We start from the raw sequence: 21,674 nt of genomic DNA, 5'->3' as shown, positions 1-21,674 counted from the left end.
GCGCTTGGTGAGCGCCTCTTCCAGGGGCGCCCCCGCAAGCCGGCTTCGCGCAACTGTCGGCACACCGCGTAAAAGTGCGCGCGGGGTAGAGTGATCAGGCGCCCAGCGGCAGCTCGCTGGCCTGTACCGCGGCGGCGCGCACCGTATTGCGGCCCGCCCGCTTGGCCGCATACAGGGCCTGGTCGGCGGCGGCGACCAGGCCCGTGCCGTCCACCTCGGCGCGCGGCTCGCCAATTACCGCCAACCCCAGGCTCAGGGTCATCCCGAGCGGCTGGCTCCCACCCTCGAAGGCATGCCCCGAAACGCGCCGCCTGACGCGCTCGGCGACCTCCAGAGCCTCGTGCTCGCTGATGTCGTGCAGCACCACCGCGAACTCCTCGCCGCCGATGCGCGTGAGCACATCACCCACCCGCAACTCGCTCTGCACCAGCTGGCACAGCTGCTTGAGCAACTCATCGCCCACCGTGTGACCATGCTGGTCGTTGATGGCCTTGAAGTGGTCGATATCGAAGATGATCAAGGCGGCGGGCACTCGCAGGCGCGCCAGATCGGCCATGAACAGGCGTCGGTTGCCGACACCGGTAAGCGCGTCGGTCTCGGCCCAATGGCGCAACTTGCGATTGTCCATATCCTTGCGCCAGTTCGCGTGGGCCAGCGCCTGGCGCAGCTCGATCTGCTCGCGCAGGCTGCGGTGGTACGCGCCCCAGATATCCATGCGCAGCCCCAGCCAGACCCCGAGCACCGCACAGACGAACAGCAACTGCCCGTTGCCGTGCACAGCCGCCGCCAGCAGGGTGGGCACGCCGGTGCTCAACAAGCGCACCCAAAGCAGCCCCGGCATGCTGGCATAGGGGCCCATGATCGCACCGAAAACCATGAGTATCAGCAAGACACCCAACAGCAAGCCGTCCAGAGCGGGCAGCAGCAGCCAGGGGCCCGCGCCCCAGGTCAGGCCGTAGATCAGGCTGATCAGCACGAAGCCCAGCGCCTTGCGCTCGGGATTACTGTAATCCTGTCGCCGGCACAGATACGTCGCGTAAAGACGCGGCAACAGCCCACCCACCAACAGCGCCGCCAGCCACACCCCGGGGGCCAACCCACCAGCCTCCTGGAGCAGCAGCGCCGCCAGCAGGATCAGCGCCGCGGCATTGGTGAGAAAGCTGCGCGGCCGGATACCGCCGCACAAACTGCGCAGCAACTCCACGCGCGTCTCCGCGCCTGCGCCCCGCCAGCCCAGCAGGGCCTCCAACACCGCTTCCCGAAAAACCATGATTCGCCCTTCCCTTACCCCCCGCGGGCAGGCAAGAATCCAGTATAAGGGAGACACCGATCAATTTTTATAGGCTATTGACCGCCTGTCGGCTTCACAGCCCAGGCGCGTCTCGCCGGCGGAGTATTCAGCGTGCAGTCCACCTTCACGGCCGAACGGATCTGGTCCGTGCATCAGCGCGTCGGCGAGCTCGCGCCGCTGGTGCAGAACCTGAGCAATCTGGTGGTGCAATACGACACCGCCCAGGCCATTGCCGCGGTGGGGGGCACGCAGCTCACCCTGCTCGCCCGTGAAGAGGCCGAAGCGGTGGCCGGTATCGCCCAGGCACTGGTGCTCAACAGCGGTACGCTGGACAGCCACTGGCTGGAGGCCGCGCAGCGGGCGCTGGACGTGGCCGTGGCACGTGGCACGCCCTGGCTGCTGGACCCGGTGGCCGCGGGCCTCACCCCGTTTCGTGACGAGCAGTTACGCGGCCTGCTGCAACGCGGTCCGCAAGTCATCAAGGGCAACGCCAGCGAAATCCTCACCCTGGCGGGCCAGGCCCGAGGCGGGCACGGCGCCGACAGCCGCCACAGCGTATCCCAGGCAATGCTTGCCGCGCGCAGCCTGGCCCGCGCCCGGAACTGCGTGGTGGTGGTGAGCGGCCCGCGGGATTATCTGTGCGACGCCGAGCGCGCCGTGGAGCTCGCCAACGGCCAGCCGCTGCTGGGGCGCATGATAGGCTCCGGCTGCATGCTGGGCGCGGTGCTGGGCGGCTATCTGGCGGTGGAGCCGGACAGCCTGCTTGCCTGCACAGCCGGCGTGGCCTGCTTTACCGTGGCAGGCGAGCTGGCCTGCGAGCGCGCCAGCGGCCCCGGCAGCCTTAAACCGCAGTTTTTCGATGCGCTCTTTCAGCTGCGCGCGGACGATCTCGCCCAGCGCCTGAAAGTGCTGCAGCCCGAGTCGGCCTGAGATCGCCGGCCCCGCCGCCATGCATCAACACAGCCTATTGAACGGCCCTCAGGCGCTGGCGAAGGATCTCTGGCTGCTGCCGGGGCTGGCCGACAGCGCCATGGTGCTGCCGCGCATCCGGCAAATCGCCGCGCAACGCCCCTTTCGCCGCATGCCCACCCGCAGCGGCCATTTGACCGCGGCCGCCATGTCCCACTGTGGCGCGTACGGCTGGACCCTCGGCGAACAGGGCTATGCCTACCACCGCCACCGGGGCGACGAGCAACCACCGGTGCCCGCCATTCCCCCGGACTGGCTTGCCCTGGCCGCCGAGGCGGCCGCCCGGGCCGGCTACGCCGACTACCGCCCCGATGTGTGCCTGATCAACCGCTACGGCGCCGGGGACGGCATGGGCCGGCACCGGGACGACAGCGAGGCAGACCTGCGCCAGCCCATCGTCTCGGTCTCCCTTGGCCTGCCGGCACGCTTTGCCTGGTGGGGCGTGGAAGGGCGCGGCCGGGGCCGTGAGATACTGCTGCAGGACGGCGATGTGCTGGTCTGGGGCGGGTCCGCCCGGCTAGGCTACCATGGGGTGCGCCCGGTGGCCGCGGGCCGCCACCCACTGAGCGGTCCGCACCGCTACAACCTGACTTTCCGCGTGGCCGGCCCGCCACAGGCGTAGGCGCGGCGGCCGAAAGCATTTCCCAGGAGGTTCCATCATGAGCTTCAACACCGAACAGCAACCCGGGGTCAGCGCACAGGTCGCCCCCGAAACCCACGGCTTCACCCTCAACCACACCATGCTCCGGGTGAAGGACCCGCAACGCTCGCTGGACTTCTACAGCCGAGTGTTCGGCATGCGCCTGCTCCGCAAGCTCGACTTCCCCGAGATGCGCTTCTCGCTGTACTTCCTCGCTCACCTGGCCGAGGGCGAGCAGCCGCCGGAGGACGCGGGCGAGCGCACCGCCTGGACCTTCAGCCAACGCGGCGTGCTGGAGCTTACCCACAACTGGGGCAGCGAGGACGACCCCGAGCGGCGCTACCACGATGGCAACGCCGAGCCCCAGGGCTTTGGCCACATCTGCTTCGCGGTACCGGAGCTTGACGCTGCCATCGCCTGGTTGGATAGCCAGGCGGTGGATTACGTCAAGCGCCCGGAACAGGGCAAGATGCGCGACGTGGCCTTCATCCGCGACCCCGACGGCTACTGGATCGAAATCATCGAGCCCGCGCGGCTCAAAGCCATGGGCGCCGACTGACCCTGAAAACCCCGGACGCCCGCGCCCGGGGAAACGCCCCTGCAAAGCTACGGGCTGACCATCCTCGCCCGCCGGCACCGCCATGCCAGCGCCAACCACCTCGGTGATGGCGCCCCGGCGCGTCATCCTGCCGCTGACCGCACTGGGCCTGGCGCCCATGCCGTCGCTGAACACCGGGCCGGCGGGGCTTGTCTCCCGCCCCACCGGCCGCATATCCGCCCTCACCCGCAGCCGGCCGCCGTGGCATGGTGCGACGGCGGCACGGCGTGGCACGTGGAGGCCGCCATGCAACCTTGCTCCCCCGGACACTTGCCCGCCGCCCTCGTCCTGTTCCTTGCACTGGCGTTCTGCGCGGCATCCCCTGCCCAGGAGGTCCCCCTGCATGACAACCTGGGCGACCACCAGATGCCCATAACCACCGCGGTGCCCGAAGCCCAGCAGTACTTCAACCAGGGGCTGCGCCTCAGCTACGCCTTCAACCACGCCGAGGCCATCGCCAGTTTCCGCGAGGCGGCCCGGCTCGATCCCAACTGCGCCATGTGCTACTGGGGCATCGCGCTGGCCCACGGCCCGAACATCAACATGCCCATGGCCCCGGAGGCGGTGGAGCCGGCCTGGCGCGCGCTGCAGGCGGCGCGCGCGCGGCTGGAGCAGGCCAGCGAGCGGGAGCGGGGCTATATAGAGGCACTGAGCCGACGCTACAGCGCCAACCCGCCCGCCGACCGCACCCCGCTGGACGTGGCCTACGCGGAAGCCATGGCGGAGCTCGCCGCCGCCTGGCCCGACGACCAGGACGCCGCCACCCTTTATGCCGAGAGCCTGATGGATCTCTCCCCCTGGGATTACTGGGAGAACGGCGCCGCCAAACCCGCCACCCGCACGATCCTGGAGCAATTGCGCGGCGTACTCGCCGCCAACCCCGACCACCCCGGCGCCTGCCACTACTACATCCACACGGTGGAGGCGGTGCACCCCGAGTGGGCCGTGGACTGCGCGGACCGGCTCGCCGGGCTGATGCCCGGGGCGGGCCATCTGGTGCATATGCCGGCGCATATCTACATACGCGTCGGACGTTGGGATGACGCCATAGAGCACAACCGCCACGCGGTCCATGCCGACGAGGCGTTTATCGCCGACCGGGGCGCCCGCGGGCTCTACCCGTCACTCTACTACCCACACAACTACCACTTCCTGGCCTTTGCCGCGCTGATGGACGGCCGCGAGGACGAGGCCATCGAGGCCGCCGCGGCCCTGAGCGAGAAAATCAACGTGGAGATGGCCCGGGAGATACCGGAGCTGCAGGGCATGGTGCCCTACCACCAGCTGGTGCTGAGCGTGTTCCAGCGTTGGGAGGCGGTGCGGGCCGCGCCGCTGCCGCCCGAGGACCTGCCCTTGGCCCATGCGTTGGCGCAATACACCCGGGGGCTGGCCGCAATGGCACAGGGGCGGGACGCACAGGCCCGGGAAGCCCTGCGGGCCGTGCAGCAAGCCGCCGCCGCCACCGAAGGTTCGCCCTGGCGGGAGATCGCGCTGATCGCCCAACACAGCCTGGCCGGCGAGATGGCCCGGCGCGAACAGCGCCCGGCCGATGCGGTGGCCCAGCTACAGCGTGCCGCCGAGCTGGAGGACAGCCTGCCCTATATGGAACCGCCCTACTGGTACCGACCGGTACGCCATTACCTGGGGCGGGCCCAGCTGCAGGCCGGTCAGGCCGGGGCCGCCGAATACAGCTACCGCCAGGACCTGGAGCGCTTCCCGGAGAACGGCTGGTCACTGCATGGCCTCAGCCAAAGCCTGCTGGCCCAGGGCCGCAGCCAGGAGGCGGAAGTGGCGGCGCAACGCTTTCGCAGCGCCTGGGCGCAAAGTGCCCTGGCCCGGCCCGAGCCCTAGGCAGTGAGCCCTAGGCAGTGAGCCCTGGGCAATGACCCCCGGGCAGCGAGCCCCGGGCTGCCGGTTCGGCGAGGCCTATTCCGCCTCGCCGACCACCCGGAACACCCCGCCGCCGCGCGCCTTGGCCGCATACATCGCCGTATCGGCGGCGGCCAGGAGCGTCGGCAGGTCCGTACCATGCTGCGGGTACAGGGCGATGCCCACGCTCGCACCGATGCATACCGCCGCGTCACCGGCCTGAAACGGCCGCCGTAGGGCGGCGATCAGCTTCCCGGCCACGGAACGCGCCGCGGCCTCGGCCGCGTCTCGCTCCGGCGGCACCAGCAGCACGGCGAATTCATCCCCGCCCACCCGCGCCACCACATCCTCGGTGCGCAGGCTCTCGCGCAGGCGCTTGGCGATATCCACCAGCAATTGATCCCCCGCGCCGTGACCGTAACGGTCGTTCACCGGCTTGAACCCGTCCAGATCCACGAACAACAGAGCCAACTCCTGCCCGTGGCGCTCGGCAGCGGACAGCGCTTCGCCCAAGCGGGTTTCGAACGCGCGCCGGTTGGGCAGGCCCGTCAGGGCATCGTGATGAGCCAGGTGCCGCAGCTGCGACTCCAGCGCCCGTTGGCGCGTCACATCCACCACGGTGGCCACGCGCACCCGGCGCCCGTCCAGCAGCAAATCGTCCAGCCTCACCCGCGCCTCGAAACGGGTACCATCGAGACGCCGGCCACGATGCGCCTCCGCACGCTCGGGCCCCGGAATCGCCTCGCGAACCAGCTCCGAATAGAGCCGCCCCAACAATTGCTCGCGACTGCCGGCGAACAGGGTGGCGGCGAGCGCATTGGCGTACTCGATCCGTCCGCCCGGATCGACCAGCAATACGCCCGTCCCCACCCGGTCCAGCAGACGGCGCAGCCGCTGCTCGCCGCGGGCCGCGCCCCGCCACTGCCGCCAGAACCAGTACACCAGCAACAAAAAACCCAGCAGGGCCAGAAACGCCGCGCTGCTTTGCCACAGCCGCAGGGTCCGCGCCTGGCCGCGGCTATGGGCCTCTACGGCCTGGGTCAGCCGATCGGCGGCCTGCAACAGTCGTACACCGCCCTCACCCAGGCTGTAGGCCTGCGCTTCGGCCAAGGCCGACGGCGCGCCCCGCGCCGCCAGCACGGCGCTCAGCAACGGCTCATAGCCTGACCAATAGGTCCGCAGCTGTTGTAGCGCCGCGCGGTTCGCCGGCGCCCGCAGCGCGGCCAGACGATGCGGCCGGCCGTACAGCCCCTCGGTCTCCCCCCCCTGGGCGAAAGCCTGCAAGGTAGCCGCGAACAGACCGCGCTTGCGCTCCAGCGCGGCCAGCACCGCGTCGCGCCGCTCCGGGACAAGCTCAGGACGGCGCAACATCAACAGGTCGCGGCCAATGCCCTCGACCAGCATGCGCTGGCGCCCGGCCACGTTAATGGCCACCAGATCCTCCTGAAGACGCAGGGCGACTCGCTCGTTGGCATAGAGAATGCCCAATTGCAGGGCCACCACGACCAGCACCGCGCCGAAAAACAGCGGTGTGATGCGAAATTGGCGCGTCAAGGTCATGCGGATTCTCCCCCCGGTTGGCGCTTATCCTACCAAGCCCGCCGGCAGGCGAACGCGTCCGTGGCAGTAGATGGGTGGCATTCAGCGGGCCGGCGCACCGCCACTGGCGATATCCAGCTGCGCACCGGGCCCGGCCTGTCGCGCCCACCAGGGGTAGGGCAAGCCGGCCAGACGGTTCAACACCAGCGCCTGGGCCAGCAGCAGGAGCACCGCCGCCATCAGCACGGGAATTTGCGAGAGCTGCGGCATGAGCCCCAGCGACACGATGAGCGTGGTGGCGCCGGCGGGCGGATGCGCCACCCGCAGCAGGGCCATCAGACTGGTGGTCACCGCCAGGGAAAGCGCGGTAGCCCCTACCCGGGGCCAGTCCATGCCGGCCATCACCGCGGGGGCGGCGTCCAGCAAACCGAACAGGGCGAGGCTTGCCCAGCCGGCCAGTGCCCCGATCAGATGTCCCAACAACACATTGCGCGGCGAGGCAGGCGCGGCCAGGGGCATATAGAAGAGGATAAAGGCCGTGGCCCCCAGGGAAGGGAAGATGAAGGACTCGCCGGTCCACAGGGCCACCGCGGCGATCAGCCCGATGCTCACCCCGCCGTTGACGAAGTTGAAAGCCGCCAGCACCAGGGTCGGGTCGAAGCGCTCGCTGACCCGCTCCAGGTGCATGCGCCGCAGCACCCCCCGCACCAACCGCCAACGCTGCGTCTCACCGCCGCTACTCACCCAAGCCGCTCCCCTGCCCATTTTGAGGCGGCGCATCTTAGCGCGGCCCGCCCCGGCAGGCCCAAGAATTGTTTCTCACTAAGCATATAAAGATTTCTTCGATGATCCGGACGGGGTGAGAACAGCCCGCGAACATCGGCGTGGACTGCCCCAAGTCCACGCCCGCCCCGTAACCGGCACCACATGCCCTCCGATCAGGCCCGTGCTCCGTACTGCCGCCGTCCCGCCAAACCACCCTGGGCCCCATCAACGCCCATCGGCGCGGTTTCACCACGAATGTTGATTGGCGTCAAACAAAACATTCATCTAATGCGCTACTTTTGCAGGCAGTGAGGCCGCGCCTCCTTGATATCCCCAACCCACTGCAGGAGTACACGCCATGAAACTGCGACTTATCCCCCTCAGCGTTGCCCTTTGCCTGGGGCTCGCCAGCGCCGCGCAGGCGGCCGACCATGAGGTGCGCATGCTGGACAGCGGCGCCGACGGCAGCATGGTCTTCGAACCCGGGTACCTGAAAGTCGCCCCCGGCGACACCGTGCGCTTCGTACCGGCGGGCATGGCCCATAACAGCGCCAGCGCCTTCGTCCCCGACGGGGCCGAAGCCTGGAAAGGCCCCATGGACAAACCCTTCAGCGTGACCCTGGATGCCGAAGGGGTGTATCTGTATCAATGCGATCCGCACCTGCCGCTGGGCATGGTAGGCGTGATCCAGGTGGGCGACGCCGTGAACGCCGAAGACGCGGCGGCGGCGGCCGAGGCGCTCAAGGCGAACATTGCCATGGGCAAGGAACGGCTGGACAAATACCTGGGGCAGGTGGACTGAAAATACGCTTACCCCCCCTTTGGGGAGTTGATTGCTTGCTGCGGTGCCATACAATTGCGCACCGCAGCAACACAATAATGAACCGCTGATCACATATCTCATGCCAATGATCCGCGGGTGTTGCTCGGCCACGCTTTTGCCACCGGGGACACCAGCTCATGAACAGAATCCACCGCCTGCTAGGCGCCAGTCTCGTACTGCTCGCCCTCCTCCTCGCTCTGCCCGCCGCCGCCATGCCGGTGAACCCGGAGCCCCGCTGGGTCGCCCAGCCCGACGGCCAGCGCTTCCAGCTCCAGCCCCGGGGCGATGAGCACCTGCATTGGTTCGAGCAGGCGGAAACCGGCGCGGTGGTGCTGTTCAATGCCACCCGGCAGCGCTACGAATACGCCCGCCTGCGCCAGGCCGGCGCGCAGAGCACCACCCCAGGCCTGAGCCTTTCCGGTATTGCCCTGGGCCAGGGCAAGCCGAGCTGGGCCGCGAGCGCTGATGAAGCGCGCCAGGCCTGGCGCGCCCTGTGGCGCCGCTTCGAACTGGACCAGCAACGCCTGCTGCAGCAAAACCCGCTGAGCCGCAAGCTGGCACCGTCGGCGCCGACCCGCCACGAGAACGGCGCCGCCGCCCGCAGCTTCGCCGCGGGCACCAGCAGCCAGGCTGCGAGCGCCTATACCGCGCTGGTAGTGATGGTGGAGTTCACCGACCAGAGCTTCGTCAACGGCGCGTCCAGCTGGGCCGATCGCATCTTCGGCGGCTACCCCAACGCCCCCACCCCCGGCAGCGTGAACGACTATTTCCAGGAAATGAGCGGCAACCAGGTGCAGATCGCCCCGGCCGCCGAGACCGACGGCACCGCCAATGACGGCCTGGTGCGCGTGCAGCTGAATTACCCCCACCCCCACCACGCCAAGAACACCTCGGCCTGGAACGCGGTGCTACAGGACGCGCTCGCCCTCGCCGACGCCCAGGTCGACTTCGCCGCCTTCGACGTCGACGGCGACGGCCGCGTGGACCAGGATGAGCTGACCCTCGCCTTCGTGGTGGCCGGCCCGGAAAGTTCGTACTACGCCTCCTCCACCGAAGGTTTCTGGGGCCACGCGCGTTTTTCCGCCAACCTGGGCGATTACGACGGCATCAACCTGTGGACCAGCTACATGGGCCTGGGCGAACGTCAGGGCCCCCAGGGGGAGGAATACGACAGCACCATCGGCATCATCGCCCATGAATTCGGCCACTCCGCCTTCGGCCTGTCAGACCTGTACAACCAGCCCTCGGATGTTTCCAGCTGGGGCCTGATGGGCACCGGCAGCTGGGGTTACAAGCCCGGCGAACGCTCCGGCGAACGGCCGGTGCACATGATTGCCCACAGCCGCCTCAATGCCCGTCTGCCCGGCGGCCAATACGGCCTGGTTCAGGCCCAGCGGCTCTACCCCGGCGAGCACGCGCAGAGCCATGGCATCGGCCACTGGTTCAGTGCCAACCCGAGCGTTTACCAGATACTGGGCGAGAACCAGAGCCGCTACTGGCTGCTGGAGCAGCGCAAGGTGCAGGGCTACGATGAGGGCCTGATCCGCGGCCTGGACCGCATCGCCACCGGCGATACCGGGCTGATGATCGCCTACACCAACAGCACCGCCCGGGTGCACATCTATCGCGCCGACGATGATCCGAACCTGGGCCTGGGCGCGCGCCGCGACTCCCTGTGGTTCAGCGGCAACGCCCACACCCTGGGCCCCGACACCGTGGTGAACAGCGCCTACCCCAGCGGCACCTACTCCGGCCTGGTGGTGGAGAACATCTCCGCCCCCGGCGAGACCATGAGCTTCGACCTGCGCCGCCAGCACGCGCCCTGCACCAGCCACAGCGCCACCAACCCCCAGCATGAGAGCGCGGGCCGCGCCTACAGCGTGCAGGAAGGCAGCGGCTGGTGGACCACCACCCGTTATTACGCCGTGGGCTCGGGGGATGATCTGGGCACCTATACCTACAACCAGGTGACTCTGTCCGAAACCACACCCGGCTACTTCAGCCTGGGCAACTGCCCGGCACCGGACTACACCCCGCCGGTAATCACCCTGGTGGGTGACGCGGTACAGACCTACACCGTGGATCCGAACAGCAGCGGCTACCAGGATCCGGGCTACAGCGCCCATGACGACGTGGACGGTGATATCAGCAGCCGAGTCGGCTGGTCGGGCGGGGTGAGCCTCAGCCGCGTCGGCACCTATACCCGTGAGTACTTCGTCAAGGACAGCGCCGGCAACTGGGCCGAGGTGCAGACCCGCACCGTGCACGTGCTGCCGGACGACGGCGGCGGCACCGACACCACCGCCCCGGTGATCACCCTGCAGGGCGACACCCAGATCACCCTGAACCTGGGCGACCCCTGGGTGGAACCGGGCTACAGCGCCAGCGATGACACCGATGGCGATATCACCTCACAGGTGGTGATCAGCGGCAGCGTGGACAGCAATACCGCCGGCGAGTACACCCTCGACTACGATGTGAGCGACGCCGCCGGCAACCCCGCCGTCACCCGCACTCGCACGGTCACGGTGGTGGACAACAGCGGCGGCTGCACCGAGCACACCGCCACCGCCCAGGGCCACATCAACGCCGGCCGCGCCTATGCCTGCGGCAACTACAACTACGATGCCTGCGCAGTGGGTTCCGATGAGGTGATCGGCTCGGTGTTCCTCTACACCCAGATCACCCTGCGCGAACAACCGAGCGGCTACTACGAAGCAGGCAGCTGCAACTAAGGCCAGACCCACCCACCGGCAAAACCCTCGATCCCGCTACGCCGCATGGCGGCTAGTGAGACACTGATCCATTCCCTAGGGGCGGGATCGAGGGGCCGGGCGCGAGATCACCTTGTACACCGGCGCCAGGGCATCGATCTGGCGCAGGATCACCTGGATCACTGTCATCAGCGGTACCGCCAGCAGTACCCCCACCGCCCCCCAGAACCAGCCCCAGACGAAGATCGCCAGAAACACGAAGATCGGGTTCACCGCCATGCGGTAGCCGTGGATGTAGGGCTCCAGGAAAAATCCCACCACCGTGTTCAGCAGCAGATAACCCGCCGGCGCGGCGAGCATCAGCCAGACCCCGTCCTGAGTGGTGGCCGAGACCACCGCCAGCAACGACGTGGCAAGAATCACCCCCAGATAGGGCACGAAGCGCAGCAAGCCCGCCAGCAGGCCCCAGACCGCCGGCGAGGGCAGCCCCAGCGCCATGGTCATCAGTCCCGTGAGCAGGCCCACGGTGGTGTTGCTCAGGGTGATCACGGCCAGGTAACGGGCGATCTCGCGCTGGGCGTCGCGGATCACCAGCAGCAGGGTGCGCCGCCGGGGGCGGCTGCGGATCTGGGCGGCGATATTGCCGATCAGCGCATTGCCGCTCACCAGCAGGAAGTAGCACAGCGCCAGGGCCAGCGCCACGGCCACCGTGGTGTCCCGCGCGCGCACCAGCAACTGCCCGCGCCAGGACTCGGATTGCAGCACCACGGTGGTGGGTTCCCGGGCGGTGCTCTCCTGGCTGAGCTGCTGCTCCACCTCGCGGGCGGAATCGGTCATCCGCTGCCAGGCCTCGCCGAGCCCGCCATCGGCCACCAGCAGCCGGGAAAGGCCCCGCGGCGCCTCCTCCGCCCAGTCCATCACCGGCCCGGCCACCATCACACCAATGCCCCCCACCGCCGCCAGCAGCAGCGCCAACAGCGCCAGGGCACTCAGCGCCCGGGGCACCCCGTACAGGGCCAGCCGCGTCACCACGGGCGCGAGCAATAAACTGAGCAGTCCCGCCAGGGTGATGGGCAGGGTGAGTTCCCGGGCCAGATACAGGGTGTAGAGCACACCCAGGGCAAACAGCCCCCACAGCGGTGCCTTCAACGGGCGCAAATCATCCATGTGCGGTTACCGTATCCCCAATGCAGTGCTGTCACACTAGACCAGCCCCGGGGCGGCCGCCAACCCGGCGAACGGGCCTGGTTGCCCCGCCCCGACGCAGCCCTTAGGCTAGAGCGGTTTCATGCGCAGCCCGCACACAGCACCCACGCCCGAGCCCAGGAGAGCAAAGAATGACCAGCCCCGCCCGCCGCCTTGTACCAGCCCTGCTGGCCGCCTGCCTGCTTGTACTGTCGGTGACCGGCCAGGCCGCGGAGCCCCGGGCCTACGAGAAGGAACCGGCGGCGCACATGATGGTGGGCGATCTGGTACTCACTCGTCCCCTGCTGCTGGTGGGCACCGTACTCGGCGGCGTCGCCTTCGTAGCCTCCCTGCCCTTCACCCTGCCCAGTCGCAGCGTCGACAGCGCCGGCGAGACCTTGTTCCTCAAACCGGCGCGGGCCACCTTTACCCGCTGCCTGGGCTGTCCCGTCGAATTCTGAGCCGGCCGGCTCAGCAGCGGATATACGCCCAGCCCTCCAGCTGGCGGCGAGCCAGGTAGGCCACCGCCGCCGGCACGCGGGCAAGCCCGGCCGGCGCGTTCAGGCCCTGTTTGGCGAGGCTGTTCTCGCACAGCCGCAACAGCGGCTGCAGATCCACGGCTTCCAGCGCCAACGCGGCGGGCAGGGCGGGGCCGTTGACCACGATCTCCACCCGCGCGGCGGGTTCGTCCTTCAACAGATTGCGGGCATTGGCCTGCGCCCGGTGAAAGGCTTCCGGGGTGGGCGCGTGCAGCAGGACGTGAAGTTCAGTCATGGAAGGCTCCGAAGGTTCGCGGTTGGACGCTAGCCGCCCCTCCTTTGCCTGCGGGCGCGGCCGAGGAAGGCCGGGAGCGGACGATGTACCAAGGGACTTTACAACGCCCGGGCGATCTCGTGGGCCAGGGCCTGCAGCGCCACGTCGCCACGGCGGCGCGGGCGCGCCGGCTCGATGCGCTGGTCCAGCGCCACCCGCGCGGGCGCGCCGGCCAGCACCAGCACCCGATCAGCCAGGTACACCGCCTCGTCGATGTCGTGGGTGACGAACAGCACCGCCTTGCCGGTCCGCTGCCAAATGCCCAGCAGCTGATCCTGCAGATGCTCGCGGGTAATCGCGTCCACCGCGCTGAAGGGCTCGTCCATCAACAGCAGCTCGGGGTGCACCGCCAAGGCCCGGGCAATGCCCGCGCGCTGGGACTGGCCGCCGGAGAGCTGGTGGGGCCAGCGATCGGCCAGCTCGGTGAGCCGGGTGAGGCTCAGGACCTCAGCCACCCGCTCGGCCATCTGCGCCTTGCTCAAGCCCAGACCCTGCAGGCCATAGGCGATATTGCCGCGCACCCGCCGCCAGGGCATCAGGCGCGCGTCCTGAAACACCGTGGCGTGGGCGCGACGGCCCGCCCCCCCGGCCACCTGCAACCGGATCTCGCCATCGCAGTGCCGGCTCAGCCCGGCCACGCAGCGCAGCAGCGTGGACTTGCCCACCCCCGAGCCGCCCACCACGGCGATGAACTCCCCGGGCTGCACCTGCAGGTCCAGCCCCTGGAACACCGGCGGCGCGTCGGGGGCATAGCGGTAAGCGAGGCGTTCGATGTTCAGGACGGGCGCCATTGCAGGGCTCGCTTCTCCACTTGGGCAAACAGGTAATCGCTCAGGCTGTAGACCAGCGAGATGATCAGCATGTAGACCACCACCGCCTCATAGGCCCCCATCCCGGCGGCGGCGTTCATTTCCTGGCCCATGCCGGGCACGCCCAGCAGCTCCGCGGCGATGAGCGTCATCCAGGCTTGGCCGATGCCGGTGCGCACCCCGGCGAAGACCCCAGGTGCGGCCGCCGGCAGGGTCACTTGCCAGGCCTGGCGCAAGGCACCGTGCTGAGCGAAGGCCCGGGCCAGTTCGTAGTAGCGTGGTTCCACCCCGCGCACGGCGGAATAGGTGGCGAAGTAGTTCACCCAGAACACGCCGATGGCGATGACGAAGGCCGCCCCGGCGTGGCTCACCTTGAACCAGGCGATGGCGAACACCACCCAGGCGAGCGGCGGAATGGGCCGCAGGATGCGGGCAAGCCAGGCATGCAGGACATCGGCCAGCGTGGAGGACGCCGCCAGCAGCCCCACCAGAAAACCGCACAGTGTGCCCAGGCCCAGCCCCCACACGTAATGGGTGAGGCTGGAGAGGATCACCGGGGCCAGCCGCCCCGAGGCCCATTCCTCGCGCAGGGCCGAGGGCAGCAGAAAAGGGTCGGGGATGCTGCCCCGCGCCGCCCAGCCGCTGGCCTGGGCGAACTTCCACAGCGCGACGAACAGCACCACCCCGAGCAGGCCGAAGGCCGCCCGCCCAAGGCGCGAGCGCAGCAGCGGGTGTGCCGGGCCGTGCATCAGCGCGCCCCGGCAAGCTCATCGTAGAAGCGGGTATCGAACAGCGCCTCCAGATCCACATCCACCTTCAGGGTGCCGAGTTCGGCCTGGAAGTCGCGCATCCGGCGGGTGCCCTCGATGATGCTGTTCGGGTCGGCGCGGAAGTTCTCCCGGGAATTGCGAATCGCCCGTTCCACGATGGCCACCGGCAGGCGGCCACCACCCACGTAGCGGCCCACCACCGGGGCGGCCTCGGCGGGTTGTTCGCGCAGGGTCTCGGTGGCCTCCACGTGGGCGGCCACCAGCGCGCGTACCAGTTCAGGCTGCTGCTCGATCAGGCGCTCGCGCACCAGCAGCACCGCACCGGGCTGGTCGGGGAAGAGTGCAGCACCGCTGACCACCACCCGTGCCGCGGGCATACGCTCGGTGACGACGCTCACCACCGGCTCCAGGATGGCCGCGCCGTCCACCGCCCCGGTCATCAGCGACTGCTGCACCTGGGCGGCCCCCTGGTAGATGATCTCGACACTGTCCGGCGCCACGCCCAGCTGCTCGCGCAGCCAGTACTGCAACACCGTCTCGGGCACCGAGCCCCGGGGGAAGGTGCTCAGCACCGGCTTGCGGCCCTGGTCCTCGGCGAAGCGGGCAAAGGCCGTGGCGGCATCACCCCGCTCGAAGTACGGCGCCAGCTCGCCCAGCGCGAGAATGCTGATCTGCTCGACGATATTGGAGGCCACCACCTTCACGTCCGCCCCCTTGGCACGGGCCACCATCGCCGGGCCTATGCCGACGAAGGCCACATCCAGCTGGCCGGCGAGCAGCGCCTGCACCATGGCCGGACCGTTCTGGAACTGGACCGTGTCCACGTCCGTGACGCCGGCCCGGGCCAGGGCATCGCCTTCCAGGATCAGGAAAGACTGGGCCACCGGGATGATCGGCATATAACCGATCTCCAGACGCGCTTCGGCACTCGCCACCGCGCTCCAGCCCAGGGTCAGCGCGAACAGCCAGGCAACGAACTTACGCATGGGAAATCCTCCACGGGGAAGACGGGGAGCCCATGCTAAACAGCGCGCAATGCATATGAAAGTCGATTTTTAGCACTAATTCGCATATTCATATTTGACGGCCACCGCCTGCCTCCGCCTACACTGCGCTCAGGCAGGAACACAGCGAGCGCCGCCATGCCCATACGCAAGACCCCCGACATGGACCGGCTGGACCGGCTGGTCGCCGAGACCCAGCGCCAGCGCCTGGCTCGGGAGCAGGGCTACCGGGAGCAGGCGCTGAAGCTCTACCCCTGGGTCTGCGGCCGCTGCGGGCGGGAATTCAGCCGCGCCAATCTGCGCGAGCTCACCGTGCATCATCGTGATCACAACCATGACAACAACCCCCCCGATGGGAGCAACTGGGAGTTACTCTGTCTGTACTGCCACGACAACGAACACGCCCGCCAGCTGGACGCCACCGGCGCCGGCGAGGCCGGCCGCCCCGCCAGCGCCGCCACCCACAAGGGGCTGGCGGGACTGGCGGATCTGCTGAAGCGGGACGAGTGAAGCCCCGCGCCACCGACAACCGGAAACACGCTTGAAGACACCCAAACGCCTGCAACCCCTGCTAGCCGACGGCCTGATCGACCAGGTGGTGCGCCAGCTCAAAAGCGGCAAGGAAGCCAGCGTATTCCTCGTGCAATGTGGTGAGGAACTGCGCTGCGCCAAGGTCTACAAGGAAGCCAATCAGCGCGGCTTTCGCAGCCAGACCCAGTACCAGGAGGGCCGCCAGGTGCGCAACAGCCGCCGGGGCCGCGCCATGCAAAAGCGCAGCCGCTACGGCCGCGAAGAGCAGGAAGCCGCCTGGCAGAGCGCCGAGGTGGATGCCCTGTACCGCCTCGCCGAGGCCGGTGTGCGCGTCCCCCGGCCCTACAGCTTCATCGACGGCGTGCTGCTGATGGAGCTGGTCACCGACGCCGACGGTGATGTCGCACCGCGCCTCGACGATCTGCGCCTGGAGCCCGCCCAGGCACGTGATTTCCACGCACGGCTGATGCAAGAAGTGGTGCGCATGCTCTGCGCCGGCCTGATCCACGGCGATCTGTCGGAATACAACGTGCTGGTGGATCCCCAGGGGCCGGTGATCATCGACCTGCCCCAGGCGGTGGACGCCGCCGGCAACAACCACGCACCGCGCATGCTGCTGCGCGACGTGGACCGGCTCAGCGCCTGGTTCGCCCAGTGGGCGCCGGAGCTGGCCCAGACCGATTACGGCCGGGAGATCTGGGCGCTGTACGAAGCCGCCGACCTCAGCCCGGAGCAGCCACTCACCGGCCGTTTTCAGCGCGATGAGCGCCCCGCCGACGTGGACGAGGTGCTGCGGGAGATCGACGCGGCCCGGGAAGAAGCCCTGGAAGCGCGCCTGCGGGCGATGGAGGTTGACTGAGCCATGGACGGCTTCCAGCTACACCCGCGCCTGGCGGCGGATTGCCATGTGCTCGGCCACAAGGACGGCGGCTGGCTGCTACTGCAACGTAATGCCCTGCTGCCCTGGTACATCCTGGTGCCCGAGACCGGCCACGGCCAGCTCCACGAACTGCCCCCGGACCAGCGGGCCCGGGTGCGCGCGCAACTGGACGCGCTGGCCGCCTTCGTCCAGACCCACCATGGCTGCCGACGCGTCAACCTTGCCGCCATCGGCAACCTGGTCCCCCAATTGCACATCCATGTTGTCGGCCGGCGCGAGGACGACCCCTGTTGGCCCGGCGTGGTCTGGGGCCGGCTGCCCGCGGGGCCGGACTGGGGGCCCGCGGCCCTGGAGGGCATACGCCAGGCCCTGCGCGCCGCCGGCCTGCTCAGCGCCGAGCCGGAGAGCCGCCCATGAACGGTGCGCGACGCTGGGCACGGCGATTGCTGCGGGGGGCATTGGGCTCCTTGCTGCTGTATCTGCTGGTCGCGCTCGCCCTGGTGGGCCTGGGCCGGCCCGCCGAACAACCGAGCAGCGGCGCCGGCACGGCCTTCAACGCGGTGGAGCGCAAGCCTCTCGCCGGCCTGCCCGCGCCCCACTACTACACCGCCGCGGACGGCCAACGGCTCGCCTACCGCTACTATCCCGCCAGGCACGAGCACGCCCCGGCCCTGATCCTGATCCACGGCGCCAGGGCCTATGGCGGCTATCTGCATCCACTCGCCCTGCGGCTCAGCGATGCCGCCCATGTGTACGCTCCGGATCTGCGCGGCCACGGTCCGCAGCCGAAGCGCCGGGGCGATGTGGACTACGTGGGGCAACTGGAAGCGGATCTGAACGCGCTGCTCGCCCTGGTGCGCCGACAGCATCCGGGGCAGGCCGTGATCCTCGGCGGGCACTCCGCCGGCGGCGGGCTGGTCATCCGGCACGCGGGCGGACGGGGCAACGCACCGGTGGACGGGCATCTGCTGCTCGCCCCCTACATCCATTACCAGGCCCCCACCCAGGGCGAGAAAGTCTCCGCCTGGGCCAGCCCCAACATCCCCCGCATGATCGGCCTGACCATGTTGAGCCGGTTGGGCCTCACCGCGCTCAACCACCTCCCCGTGCTGCACTTTCACATGCCCCGGGAACTGCGCGACGGCACCGAGACCCTGGACTACTCCTACCGCCTGCAGCGCTCCCTGCAGCCGCGCATGGACTATGTGGAAGATCTGGCGGCGCTGGAGCGGCCGCTGCGCGTGCTGGTGGGGGAGGACGACGAGAGCTTCCGTGCGCGCGCCTACCCCGCGCTGTTCGCCCGCCACGCCCCCCAGGCCGAAGTCAGTCTGCTGCCCGGGCTGGGGCACCTGGACCTGATCGCCGCCGAGACCAGCGCCACCGAGATCAGCCGCTGGCTCACGAGCTGCTGCGAAACCCGAGTAGCCCGATAGAAACCGCGCCATCGTTCATAGCGAGAATCACGAAGCTTTCAGCCTGTCACCCCCCAGGCAGCCGCCGACCCGCCCAAAGGCCCCCTCGGCGCCAACGCCAACAACACCACTCCGGCGCCACCTGCAATCGCAGGCACTCCGGCAGCGTCAAGCCGTCGATGCTGACGGCAAAGCCCAGACAATCTGGCCTGCGTCAGCGGCGCGCCGAGCACGACCGGGAGAGACACCAGCAGAGTGTAGCGGAGCACAGCAGCCGCCTGAGTCGGGGGATGATCCTGCGGGTGTTCCTCTGTGCCTTCCTGCTGCAATGGGGAATAGGCGCGGTGCTGCGCCTGTGGGAGGGCCCGCTCAGCCAGCGCTACCAGGCCGCGGGCAACGACTGGGCGCTTGGGATCATCCTGCTGCTGCCGCTCATCGCCCTGCTGTGGCTCCCGCGACCCATGCCCGGGAGCGCCTTGCTACCGCCCGATGGGAGCGCGACCCCGACGCCCGCCGCGTCTCAGTGCCGCGCCAGCTCCCGGGCCACCGAATCCGGCAGCGCCTGCATGCGGCTCGGTCGCGACAGCCAGGCCGCCAGCAACAGCACGAAGGCCACCAGCCCCAGCGCGGCATCCACCGAGAACCAGTCGGTCACCGCGCCATTGGTGCTGGAGGCGAAGGGCCGGGAGCCTAGAAAGGCCATGGACCACAGCGCCATTACCCGCCCGCGCACCGCATCGGGCAGGCGCTGCTGCACCTGGGTGGACAGGCCGGTGAGCGCACAGGTCATGCCGCCGCCGGCCAGCACGAAGCTCGCCGCCACACTCCAGGGCCCCGGACTCAAGGCCAGCGCCACCATGCCGGCCGCCAGCAACCCCAGCCCCAAGGTGGACAATGCCGCCAGGCCGAGGCGCCGGCGCAACAGGGCAAGCACCAGGTAGACCGTCGCCGCCCCCACCCCGAAAGCCGAGGCGAAGAAGCCCGCCAGCTCAGTGCCCTCGGCGTGCAACGCCGAGAGCGCCGGCGCCAGGGTGATGGCCGGGTCGGCGCCTATGCCCACCGCCGCCACGCCGATCAGCAGCCGCCCCACGGTGGGGTCCACGCGCAGATGGCGCACCCCGCCCCACACCGAGGTATCGCCGCCGGGCTTGCGCCGCGCGCGGCTTTGCACCGGCAGCCCGGCGATGAGCAGCCCGAACAGCAGGCTGAAGCCGGCGGCCAGCGCGAAGGCCGCCGCCGGCCCCAGGCGCAGCGCCACCAGCGCGCCCAGGGCAGGCCCCAGAGCCCGGGTGAGGGTCATGGGAATGTTCCCCAGCGCCACCGCCGAGGGCAGCTCGTCGCGGCGCACCAGCGCCGGCAGCAGCGCGTGCATGGCCGGCCCGCCCACCACGAAGCCCATCCCTACGATGAAGGCCGCCGCCACCACCGGCCAGGCACCGGGCAGCCCGTCCACGCCGGCCAGCGCGATCCACAGCGCCAGCCCCCCGGAACCGCTGGTGACGATCACCCGCCCCCACAGCAACTGACGCAGCCGATCCCCCCGATCCGCCAGCGCGCCGGAGAGCGGTGCGAAGAGCAGCTGCGGGGCGAACTGGGCAACGCTTACCAGACCGACCATCAGCGCGGAGCCGCTGAGCTCCCAGGCGACGATGGCGGCAACGATGTTATGGATCCAGATCCCGGTGGTGGAGAGCAGCCGGCCGAAGAAGTAACGGCCGAACAAGGGGTCCAGCAGCAGGCGCAGCGCGCCGCGTGGGGCCGGAACAGGCATGGTGGGACCTCCCGCCGAACAGGCGGGAGATTGTAGCCCAAGGGTGCGCGGATTGGATCAGGCGGCGTTGCGGGCGGCGCCGTTGCGCTGGCGAGCATTGAGCACCCGGGCCAGCAAGGTGGCCGGGGTGTCGCCGGGCTCGGCCTCGGCGTGGGCGGTGCGGGCCTGCAGCTGCAGGCCCAGGCGCTCGGCGGCGCGCACCGCGCCGGCGGCGGGAGTGTGCGGCATCAACACCAGAAAGCGCCCGGCCGACTCCTGGAACAACTGGTCGCTGCCCCGGGTGTACTGGGCGAGCCGCTCGGCGGCCTGGGCCAGGGCGGCGTCACTCTCCACCAGGGCCAGGTCCTCGCAGTCCAGCACCACCAGGCTCAGGGCCTGGTCATGGCGGCGCAGCGCATCCAGCTGCAGGAACAAGGCCTCTTCGAGTGCCAAACGGTTACCCAGGCCGCTGCGCGGGTTCACCCGAGTGCCCTGCATGGCGGCGCGATACATCAGCGCGTTGCGCAGCGCGGGGCGCAGCACATCGATGGCCAGCTCCAGGCGCAGCTGCTCGGCTTCGCTGAAGCCGTACCCGCGGCTCACCGTCAGTTCGCCCAGCTCACCGAACTCGTCCTCCAGGCTGTGCACCAGCAGGCAGTTCTCCGCCAGACCGAGCGTCATCGCTTCCCCGCCGGCCCCATCGCGCCATTCCAGACTGGCGATGGCGAGCGTGGTACGCAACTCGGCGAAGAATTGCTCCAGCACCGCGCAGGGCTCCAGGCTCTCGTGCAGGCGGGTGGCCAAGGACAAGCGAGTGGCCAAGGCACTGGCGGTGTCCTGGGGGCGGCTGCTGGCGGGAAACTGGCGTACGATCATGGCGTTTACCTCGACGACTGCGTGTCTGCGGATCTCGTCGAAGGTCTTGCACAGGCCGTGCCAAGCACGTATTTCCTAATATTTACCGCTAGTTGCGCACCCCCCCAAGGGGGCTTGCCAAGCATTCTCCCGCCTGCGGCAGGGGCTTCGTCGGAAGTTTGACGCCGCCCACAGTAACGAAATCGTCAATTCCGCCGGCGGGGCGGGCATGGATAAGCTTCATCGCGGGTTCGCGGGAAAACCAACCGACCTCTCGATTGTGATGATGGCCGGGCCGGCAAGCTGGGCGCGGGTCCTGGGGCGGGTACGGCCGGTGGCGGCCGTCGATGCAGCCGAGCATCGCAGCCGGAAGGGGATCAGCGAGCAGCTTGTTTGAGCGTAGCGAGTTTGCTGCTCGCCCCCTTCCGGCGAGAAGCGCAGGGGAGCGCCGGGCGCA

Annotated in this window: 22 protein-coding genes; 11 read left to right on the top strand and 11 right to left on the bottom strand. The window is 69.2% G+C overall.

Annotation, left to right across the window (positions count from 1 at the left end):
* Nucleotides 1-94: 94 nt before the first annotated feature.
* Entirely contained in the window at nucleotides 95-1,270 is a 1,176-nt protein-coding gene (locus GBG68_RS07665) for a GGDEF domain-containing protein (protein ID WP_152146357.1), read from the bottom strand.
* 132 nt (nucleotides 1,271-1,402) lie between these two features.
* On the opposite strand from GBG68_RS07665, the gene thiM reads away from it, so the two are divergent.
* From thiM to GBG68_RS07645, 4 genes are all read left to right on the top strand, one after another.
* Nucleotides 1,403-2,221, top strand: coding sequence for a hydroxyethylthiazole kinase (gene thiM, locus GBG68_RS07660; protein WP_152146356.1), 819 nt, complete (start codon nucleotides 1,403-1,405; stop codon nucleotides 2,219-2,221).
* A 19-nt stretch (nucleotides 2,222-2,240) separates the two neighbouring features.
* Entirely contained in the window at nucleotides 2,241-2,882 is a 642-nt protein-coding gene (locus GBG68_RS07655) for an alpha-ketoglutarate-dependent dioxygenase AlkB (RefSeq protein WP_152146355.1), read from the top strand.
* 37 nt (nucleotides 2,883-2,919) lie between these two features.
* The gene (gene gloA / locus GBG68_RS07650; RefSeq protein ID WP_152146354.1) at nucleotides 2,920-3,459 is read left to right on the top strand and encodes a lactoylglutathione lyase; all 540 of its coding nucleotides are present in this window, start codon (nucleotides 2,920-2,922) and stop codon (nucleotides 3,457-3,459) included.
* A gap of 405 nt (nucleotides 3,460-3,864) precedes the next feature.
* On the top strand, nucleotides 3,865-5,349 hold the full coding sequence (locus tag GBG68_RS07645) for a hypothetical protein (RefSeq protein WP_152146353.1): 1,485 nt from the start codon (nucleotides 3,865-3,867) through the stop codon (nucleotides 5,347-5,349).
* 75 nt (nucleotides 5,350-5,424) lie between these two features.
* On the opposite strand, the gene GBG68_RS07640 is transcribed toward GBG68_RS07645, so the two are convergent.
* Nucleotides 5,425-6,927 (bottom strand): diguanylate cyclase domain-containing protein, encoded by a 1,503-nt coding sequence (locus GBG68_RS07640; protein WP_152146352.1) that lies wholly within the window; start codon nucleotides 6,925-6,927, stop codon nucleotides 5,425-5,427.
* A gap of 81 nt (nucleotides 6,928-7,008) precedes the next feature.
* Complete coding sequence (locus GBG68_RS07635; protein ID WP_226801713.1) at nucleotides 7,009-7,650, bottom strand: HPP family protein; 642 nt, start codon at nucleotides 7,648-7,650, stop codon at nucleotides 7,009-7,011.
* 379 nt (nucleotides 7,651-8,029) lie between these two features.
* Between GBG68_RS07635 and GBG68_RS07630 the strand changes: the two genes are divergently transcribed.
* Both GBG68_RS07630 and GBG68_RS07625 read left to right on the top strand, forming a co-directional pair.
* The gene (locus tag GBG68_RS07630; RefSeq protein ID WP_152146351.1) at nucleotides 8,030-8,473 is read left to right on the top strand and encodes a pseudoazurin; all 444 of its coding nucleotides are present in this window, start codon (nucleotides 8,030-8,032) and stop codon (nucleotides 8,471-8,473) included.
* A 158-nt stretch (nucleotides 8,474-8,631) separates the two neighbouring features.
* Nucleotides 8,632-11,229 (top strand): M6 family metalloprotease domain-containing protein, encoded by a 2,598-nt coding sequence (locus tag GBG68_RS07625; protein WP_152146350.1) that lies wholly within the window; start codon nucleotides 8,632-8,634, stop codon nucleotides 11,227-11,229.
* A gap of 75 nt (nucleotides 11,230-11,304) precedes the next feature.
* Here the strand turns inward: GBG68_RS07625 and GBG68_RS07620 are convergent, their stop codons facing one another.
* A complete protein-coding gene (locus GBG68_RS07620; protein WP_152146349.1) occupies nucleotides 11,305-12,375 on the bottom strand; it encodes an AI-2E family transporter in 1,071 nt (356 codons plus the stop codon).
* Nucleotides 12,376-12,545: 170 nt separating this feature from the next.
* Between GBG68_RS07620 and GBG68_RS07615 the strand changes: the two genes are divergently transcribed.
* Entirely contained in the window at nucleotides 12,546-12,854 is a 309-nt protein-coding gene (locus GBG68_RS07615; protein ID WP_152146348.1) for a multidrug transporter, read from the top strand.
* A 10-nt stretch (nucleotides 12,855-12,864) separates the two neighbouring features.
* Here the strand turns inward: GBG68_RS07615 and GBG68_RS07610 are convergent, their stop codons facing one another.
* The 4 genes from GBG68_RS07610 to GBG68_RS07595 all read right to left on the bottom strand — a co-directional run bounded on the left by GBG68_RS07610 (nucleotide 12,865) and on the right by GBG68_RS07595 (nucleotide 15,771).
* A complete protein-coding gene (locus tag GBG68_RS07610; RefSeq protein ID WP_152146347.1) occupies nucleotides 12,865-13,167 on the bottom strand; it encodes a hypothetical protein in 303 nt (100 codons plus the stop codon).
* A 98-nt stretch (nucleotides 13,168-13,265) separates the two neighbouring features.
* Nucleotides 13,266-13,997, bottom strand: coding sequence for an ABC transporter ATP-binding protein (locus GBG68_RS07605; protein ID WP_152146346.1), 732 nt, complete (start codon nucleotides 13,995-13,997; stop codon nucleotides 13,266-13,268).
* Nucleotides 13,982-14,764: an ABC transporter permease gene (locus GBG68_RS07600; protein WP_152146345.1), complete on the bottom strand. Its 783-nt coding sequence runs from the start codon at nucleotides 14,762-14,764 to the stop codon at nucleotides 13,982-13,984. Before GBG68_RS07600 ends, GBG68_RS07605 begins: the two co-directional genes overlap by 16 nt.
* Nucleotides 14,764-15,771, bottom strand: coding sequence for an ABC transporter substrate-binding protein (locus GBG68_RS07595; protein ID WP_152146344.1), 1,008 nt, complete (start codon nucleotides 15,769-15,771; stop codon nucleotides 14,764-14,766). Before GBG68_RS07595 ends, GBG68_RS07600 begins: the two co-directional genes overlap by 1 nt.
* Before the next feature lie 156 nt (nucleotides 15,772-15,927).
* Between GBG68_RS07595 and GBG68_RS07590 the strand changes: the two genes are divergently transcribed.
* Genes GBG68_RS07590 through GBG68_RS07575 form a run of 4 tightly spaced genes read left to right on the top strand, consistent with a single transcriptional unit; the run spans nucleotide 15,928 to nucleotide 18,633 of the window.
* The gene (locus GBG68_RS07590; protein ID WP_152146343.1) at nucleotides 15,928-16,299 is read left to right on the top strand and encodes a YajD family HNH nuclease; all 372 of its coding nucleotides are present in this window, start codon (nucleotides 15,928-15,930) and stop codon (nucleotides 16,297-16,299) included.
* Nucleotides 16,300-16,330: 31 nt separating this feature from the next.
* The gene (locus tag GBG68_RS07585) at nucleotides 16,331-17,179 is read left to right on the top strand and encodes a PA4780 family RIO1-like protein kinase (RefSeq protein ID WP_152146342.1); all 849 of its coding nucleotides are present in this window, start codon (nucleotides 16,331-16,333) and stop codon (nucleotides 17,177-17,179) included.
* 3 nt (nucleotides 17,180-17,182) lie between these two features.
* Nucleotides 17,183-17,617 carry an HIT domain-containing protein gene (locus GBG68_RS07580; protein ID WP_152146341.1) on the top strand — a complete coding sequence of 145 codons (435 nt, stop codon included), beginning with the start codon at nucleotides 17,183-17,185 and terminating at the stop codon, nucleotides 17,615-17,617.
* Complete coding sequence (locus tag GBG68_RS07575; protein ID WP_152146340.1) at nucleotides 17,614-18,633, top strand: alpha/beta hydrolase; 1,020 nt, start codon at nucleotides 17,614-17,616, stop codon at nucleotides 18,631-18,633. The genes GBG68_RS07580 and GBG68_RS07575 overlap by 4 nt, the downstream gene beginning before the upstream one ends.
* Before the next feature lie 499 nt (nucleotides 18,634-19,132).
* Here the strand turns inward: GBG68_RS07575 and GBG68_RS07570 are convergent, their stop codons facing one another.
* The 3 genes from GBG68_RS07570 to GBG68_RS14385 all read right to left on the bottom strand — a co-directional run.
* Nucleotides 19,133-20,383, bottom strand: a complete 1,251-nt coding sequence (locus GBG68_RS07570) for an MFS transporter (protein ID WP_152146339.1) — start codon at nucleotides 20,381-20,383, stop codon at nucleotides 19,133-19,135.
* A 57-nt stretch (nucleotides 20,384-20,440) separates the two neighbouring features.
* Nucleotides 20,441-21,238 (bottom strand): GGDEF domain-containing protein, encoded by a 798-nt coding sequence (locus tag GBG68_RS07565; RefSeq protein ID WP_152146338.1) that lies wholly within the window; start codon nucleotides 21,236-21,238, stop codon nucleotides 20,441-20,443.
* A 219-nt stretch (nucleotides 21,239-21,457) separates the two neighbouring features.
* The coding region (locus GBG68_RS14385; protein ID WP_226801712.1) for a hypothetical protein at nucleotides 21,458-21,674 on the bottom strand (217 nt) is incomplete at its 5' end.

This window comes from Alkalilimnicola sp. S0819 (assembly GCF_009295635.1).
GTDB lineage: Bacteria > Pseudomonadota > Gammaproteobacteria > Nitrococcales > WHIW01 > S0819.
This window is presented reverse-complemented; position numbering and strand designations above follow the sequence as displayed.

Coding starts and splice junctions, on each gene's coding strand:
- GBG68_RS07615 (WP_152146348.1), top strand. CDS start 12,546: ATGACCAGCCCCGCCCGCCGCCTTGTACCAGCCCTGCTGGCCGCCTGC.
- GBG68_RS07665 (WP_152146357.1), bottom strand. CDS start 1,270: ATGGTTTTTCGGGAAGCGGTGTTGGAGGCCCTGCTGGGCTGGCGGGGC.
- GBG68_RS07640 (WP_152146352.1), bottom strand. CDS start 6,927: ATGACCTTGACGCGCCAATTTCGCATCACACCGCTGTTTTTCGGCGCG.
- GBG68_RS07655 (WP_152146355.1), top strand. CDS start 2,241: ATGCATCAACACAGCCTATTGAACGGCCCTCAGGCGCTGGCGAAGGAT.
- gloA (WP_152146354.1), top strand. CDS start 2,920: ATGAGCTTCAACACCGAACAGCAACCCGGGGTCAGCGCACAGGTCGCC.
- GBG68_RS07580 (WP_152146341.1), top strand. CDS start 17,183: ATGGACGGCTTCCAGCTACACCCGCGCCTGGCGGCGGATTGCCATGTG.
- GBG68_RS07620 (WP_152146349.1), bottom strand. CDS start 12,375: ATGGATGATTTGCGCCCGTTGAAGGCACCGCTGTGGGGGCTGTTTGCC.
- GBG68_RS07565 (WP_152146338.1), bottom strand. CDS start 21,238: ATGATCGTACGCCAGTTTCCCGCCAGCAGCCGCCCCCAGGACACCGCC.
- GBG68_RS07630 (WP_152146351.1), top strand. CDS start 8,030: ATGAAACTGCGACTTATCCCCCTCAGCGTTGCCCTTTGCCTGGGGCTC.
- GBG68_RS07605 (WP_152146346.1), bottom strand. CDS start 13,997: ATGGCGCCCGTCCTGAACATCGAACGCCTCGCTTACCGCTATGCCCCC.
- GBG68_RS07610 (WP_152146347.1), bottom strand. CDS start 13,167: ATGACTGAACTTCACGTCCTGCTGCACGCGCCCACCCCGGAAGCCTTT.
- GBG68_RS07575 (WP_152146340.1), top strand. CDS start 17,614: ATGAACGGTGCGCGACGCTGGGCACGGCGATTGCTGCGGGGGGCATTG.
- GBG68_RS07625 (WP_152146350.1), top strand. CDS start 8,632: ATGAACAGAATCCACCGCCTGCTAGGCGCCAGTCTCGTACTGCTCGCC.
- GBG68_RS07590 (WP_152146343.1), top strand. CDS start 15,928: ATGCCCATACGCAAGACCCCCGACATGGACCGGCTGGACCGGCTGGTC.
- GBG68_RS07645 (WP_152146353.1), top strand. CDS start 3,865: ATGCCCATAACCACCGCGGTGCCCGAAGCCCAGCAGTACTTCAACCAG.
- GBG68_RS07600 (WP_152146345.1), bottom strand. CDS start 14,764: ATGCACGGCCCGGCACACCCGCTGCTGCGCTCGCGCCTTGGGCGGGCG.
- GBG68_RS07570 (WP_152146339.1), bottom strand. CDS start 20,383: ATGCCTGTTCCGGCCCCACGCGGCGCGCTGCGCCTGCTGCTGGACCCC.
- GBG68_RS07595 (WP_152146344.1), bottom strand. CDS start 15,771: ATGCGTAAGTTCGTTGCCTGGCTGTTCGCGCTGACCCTGGGCTGGAGC.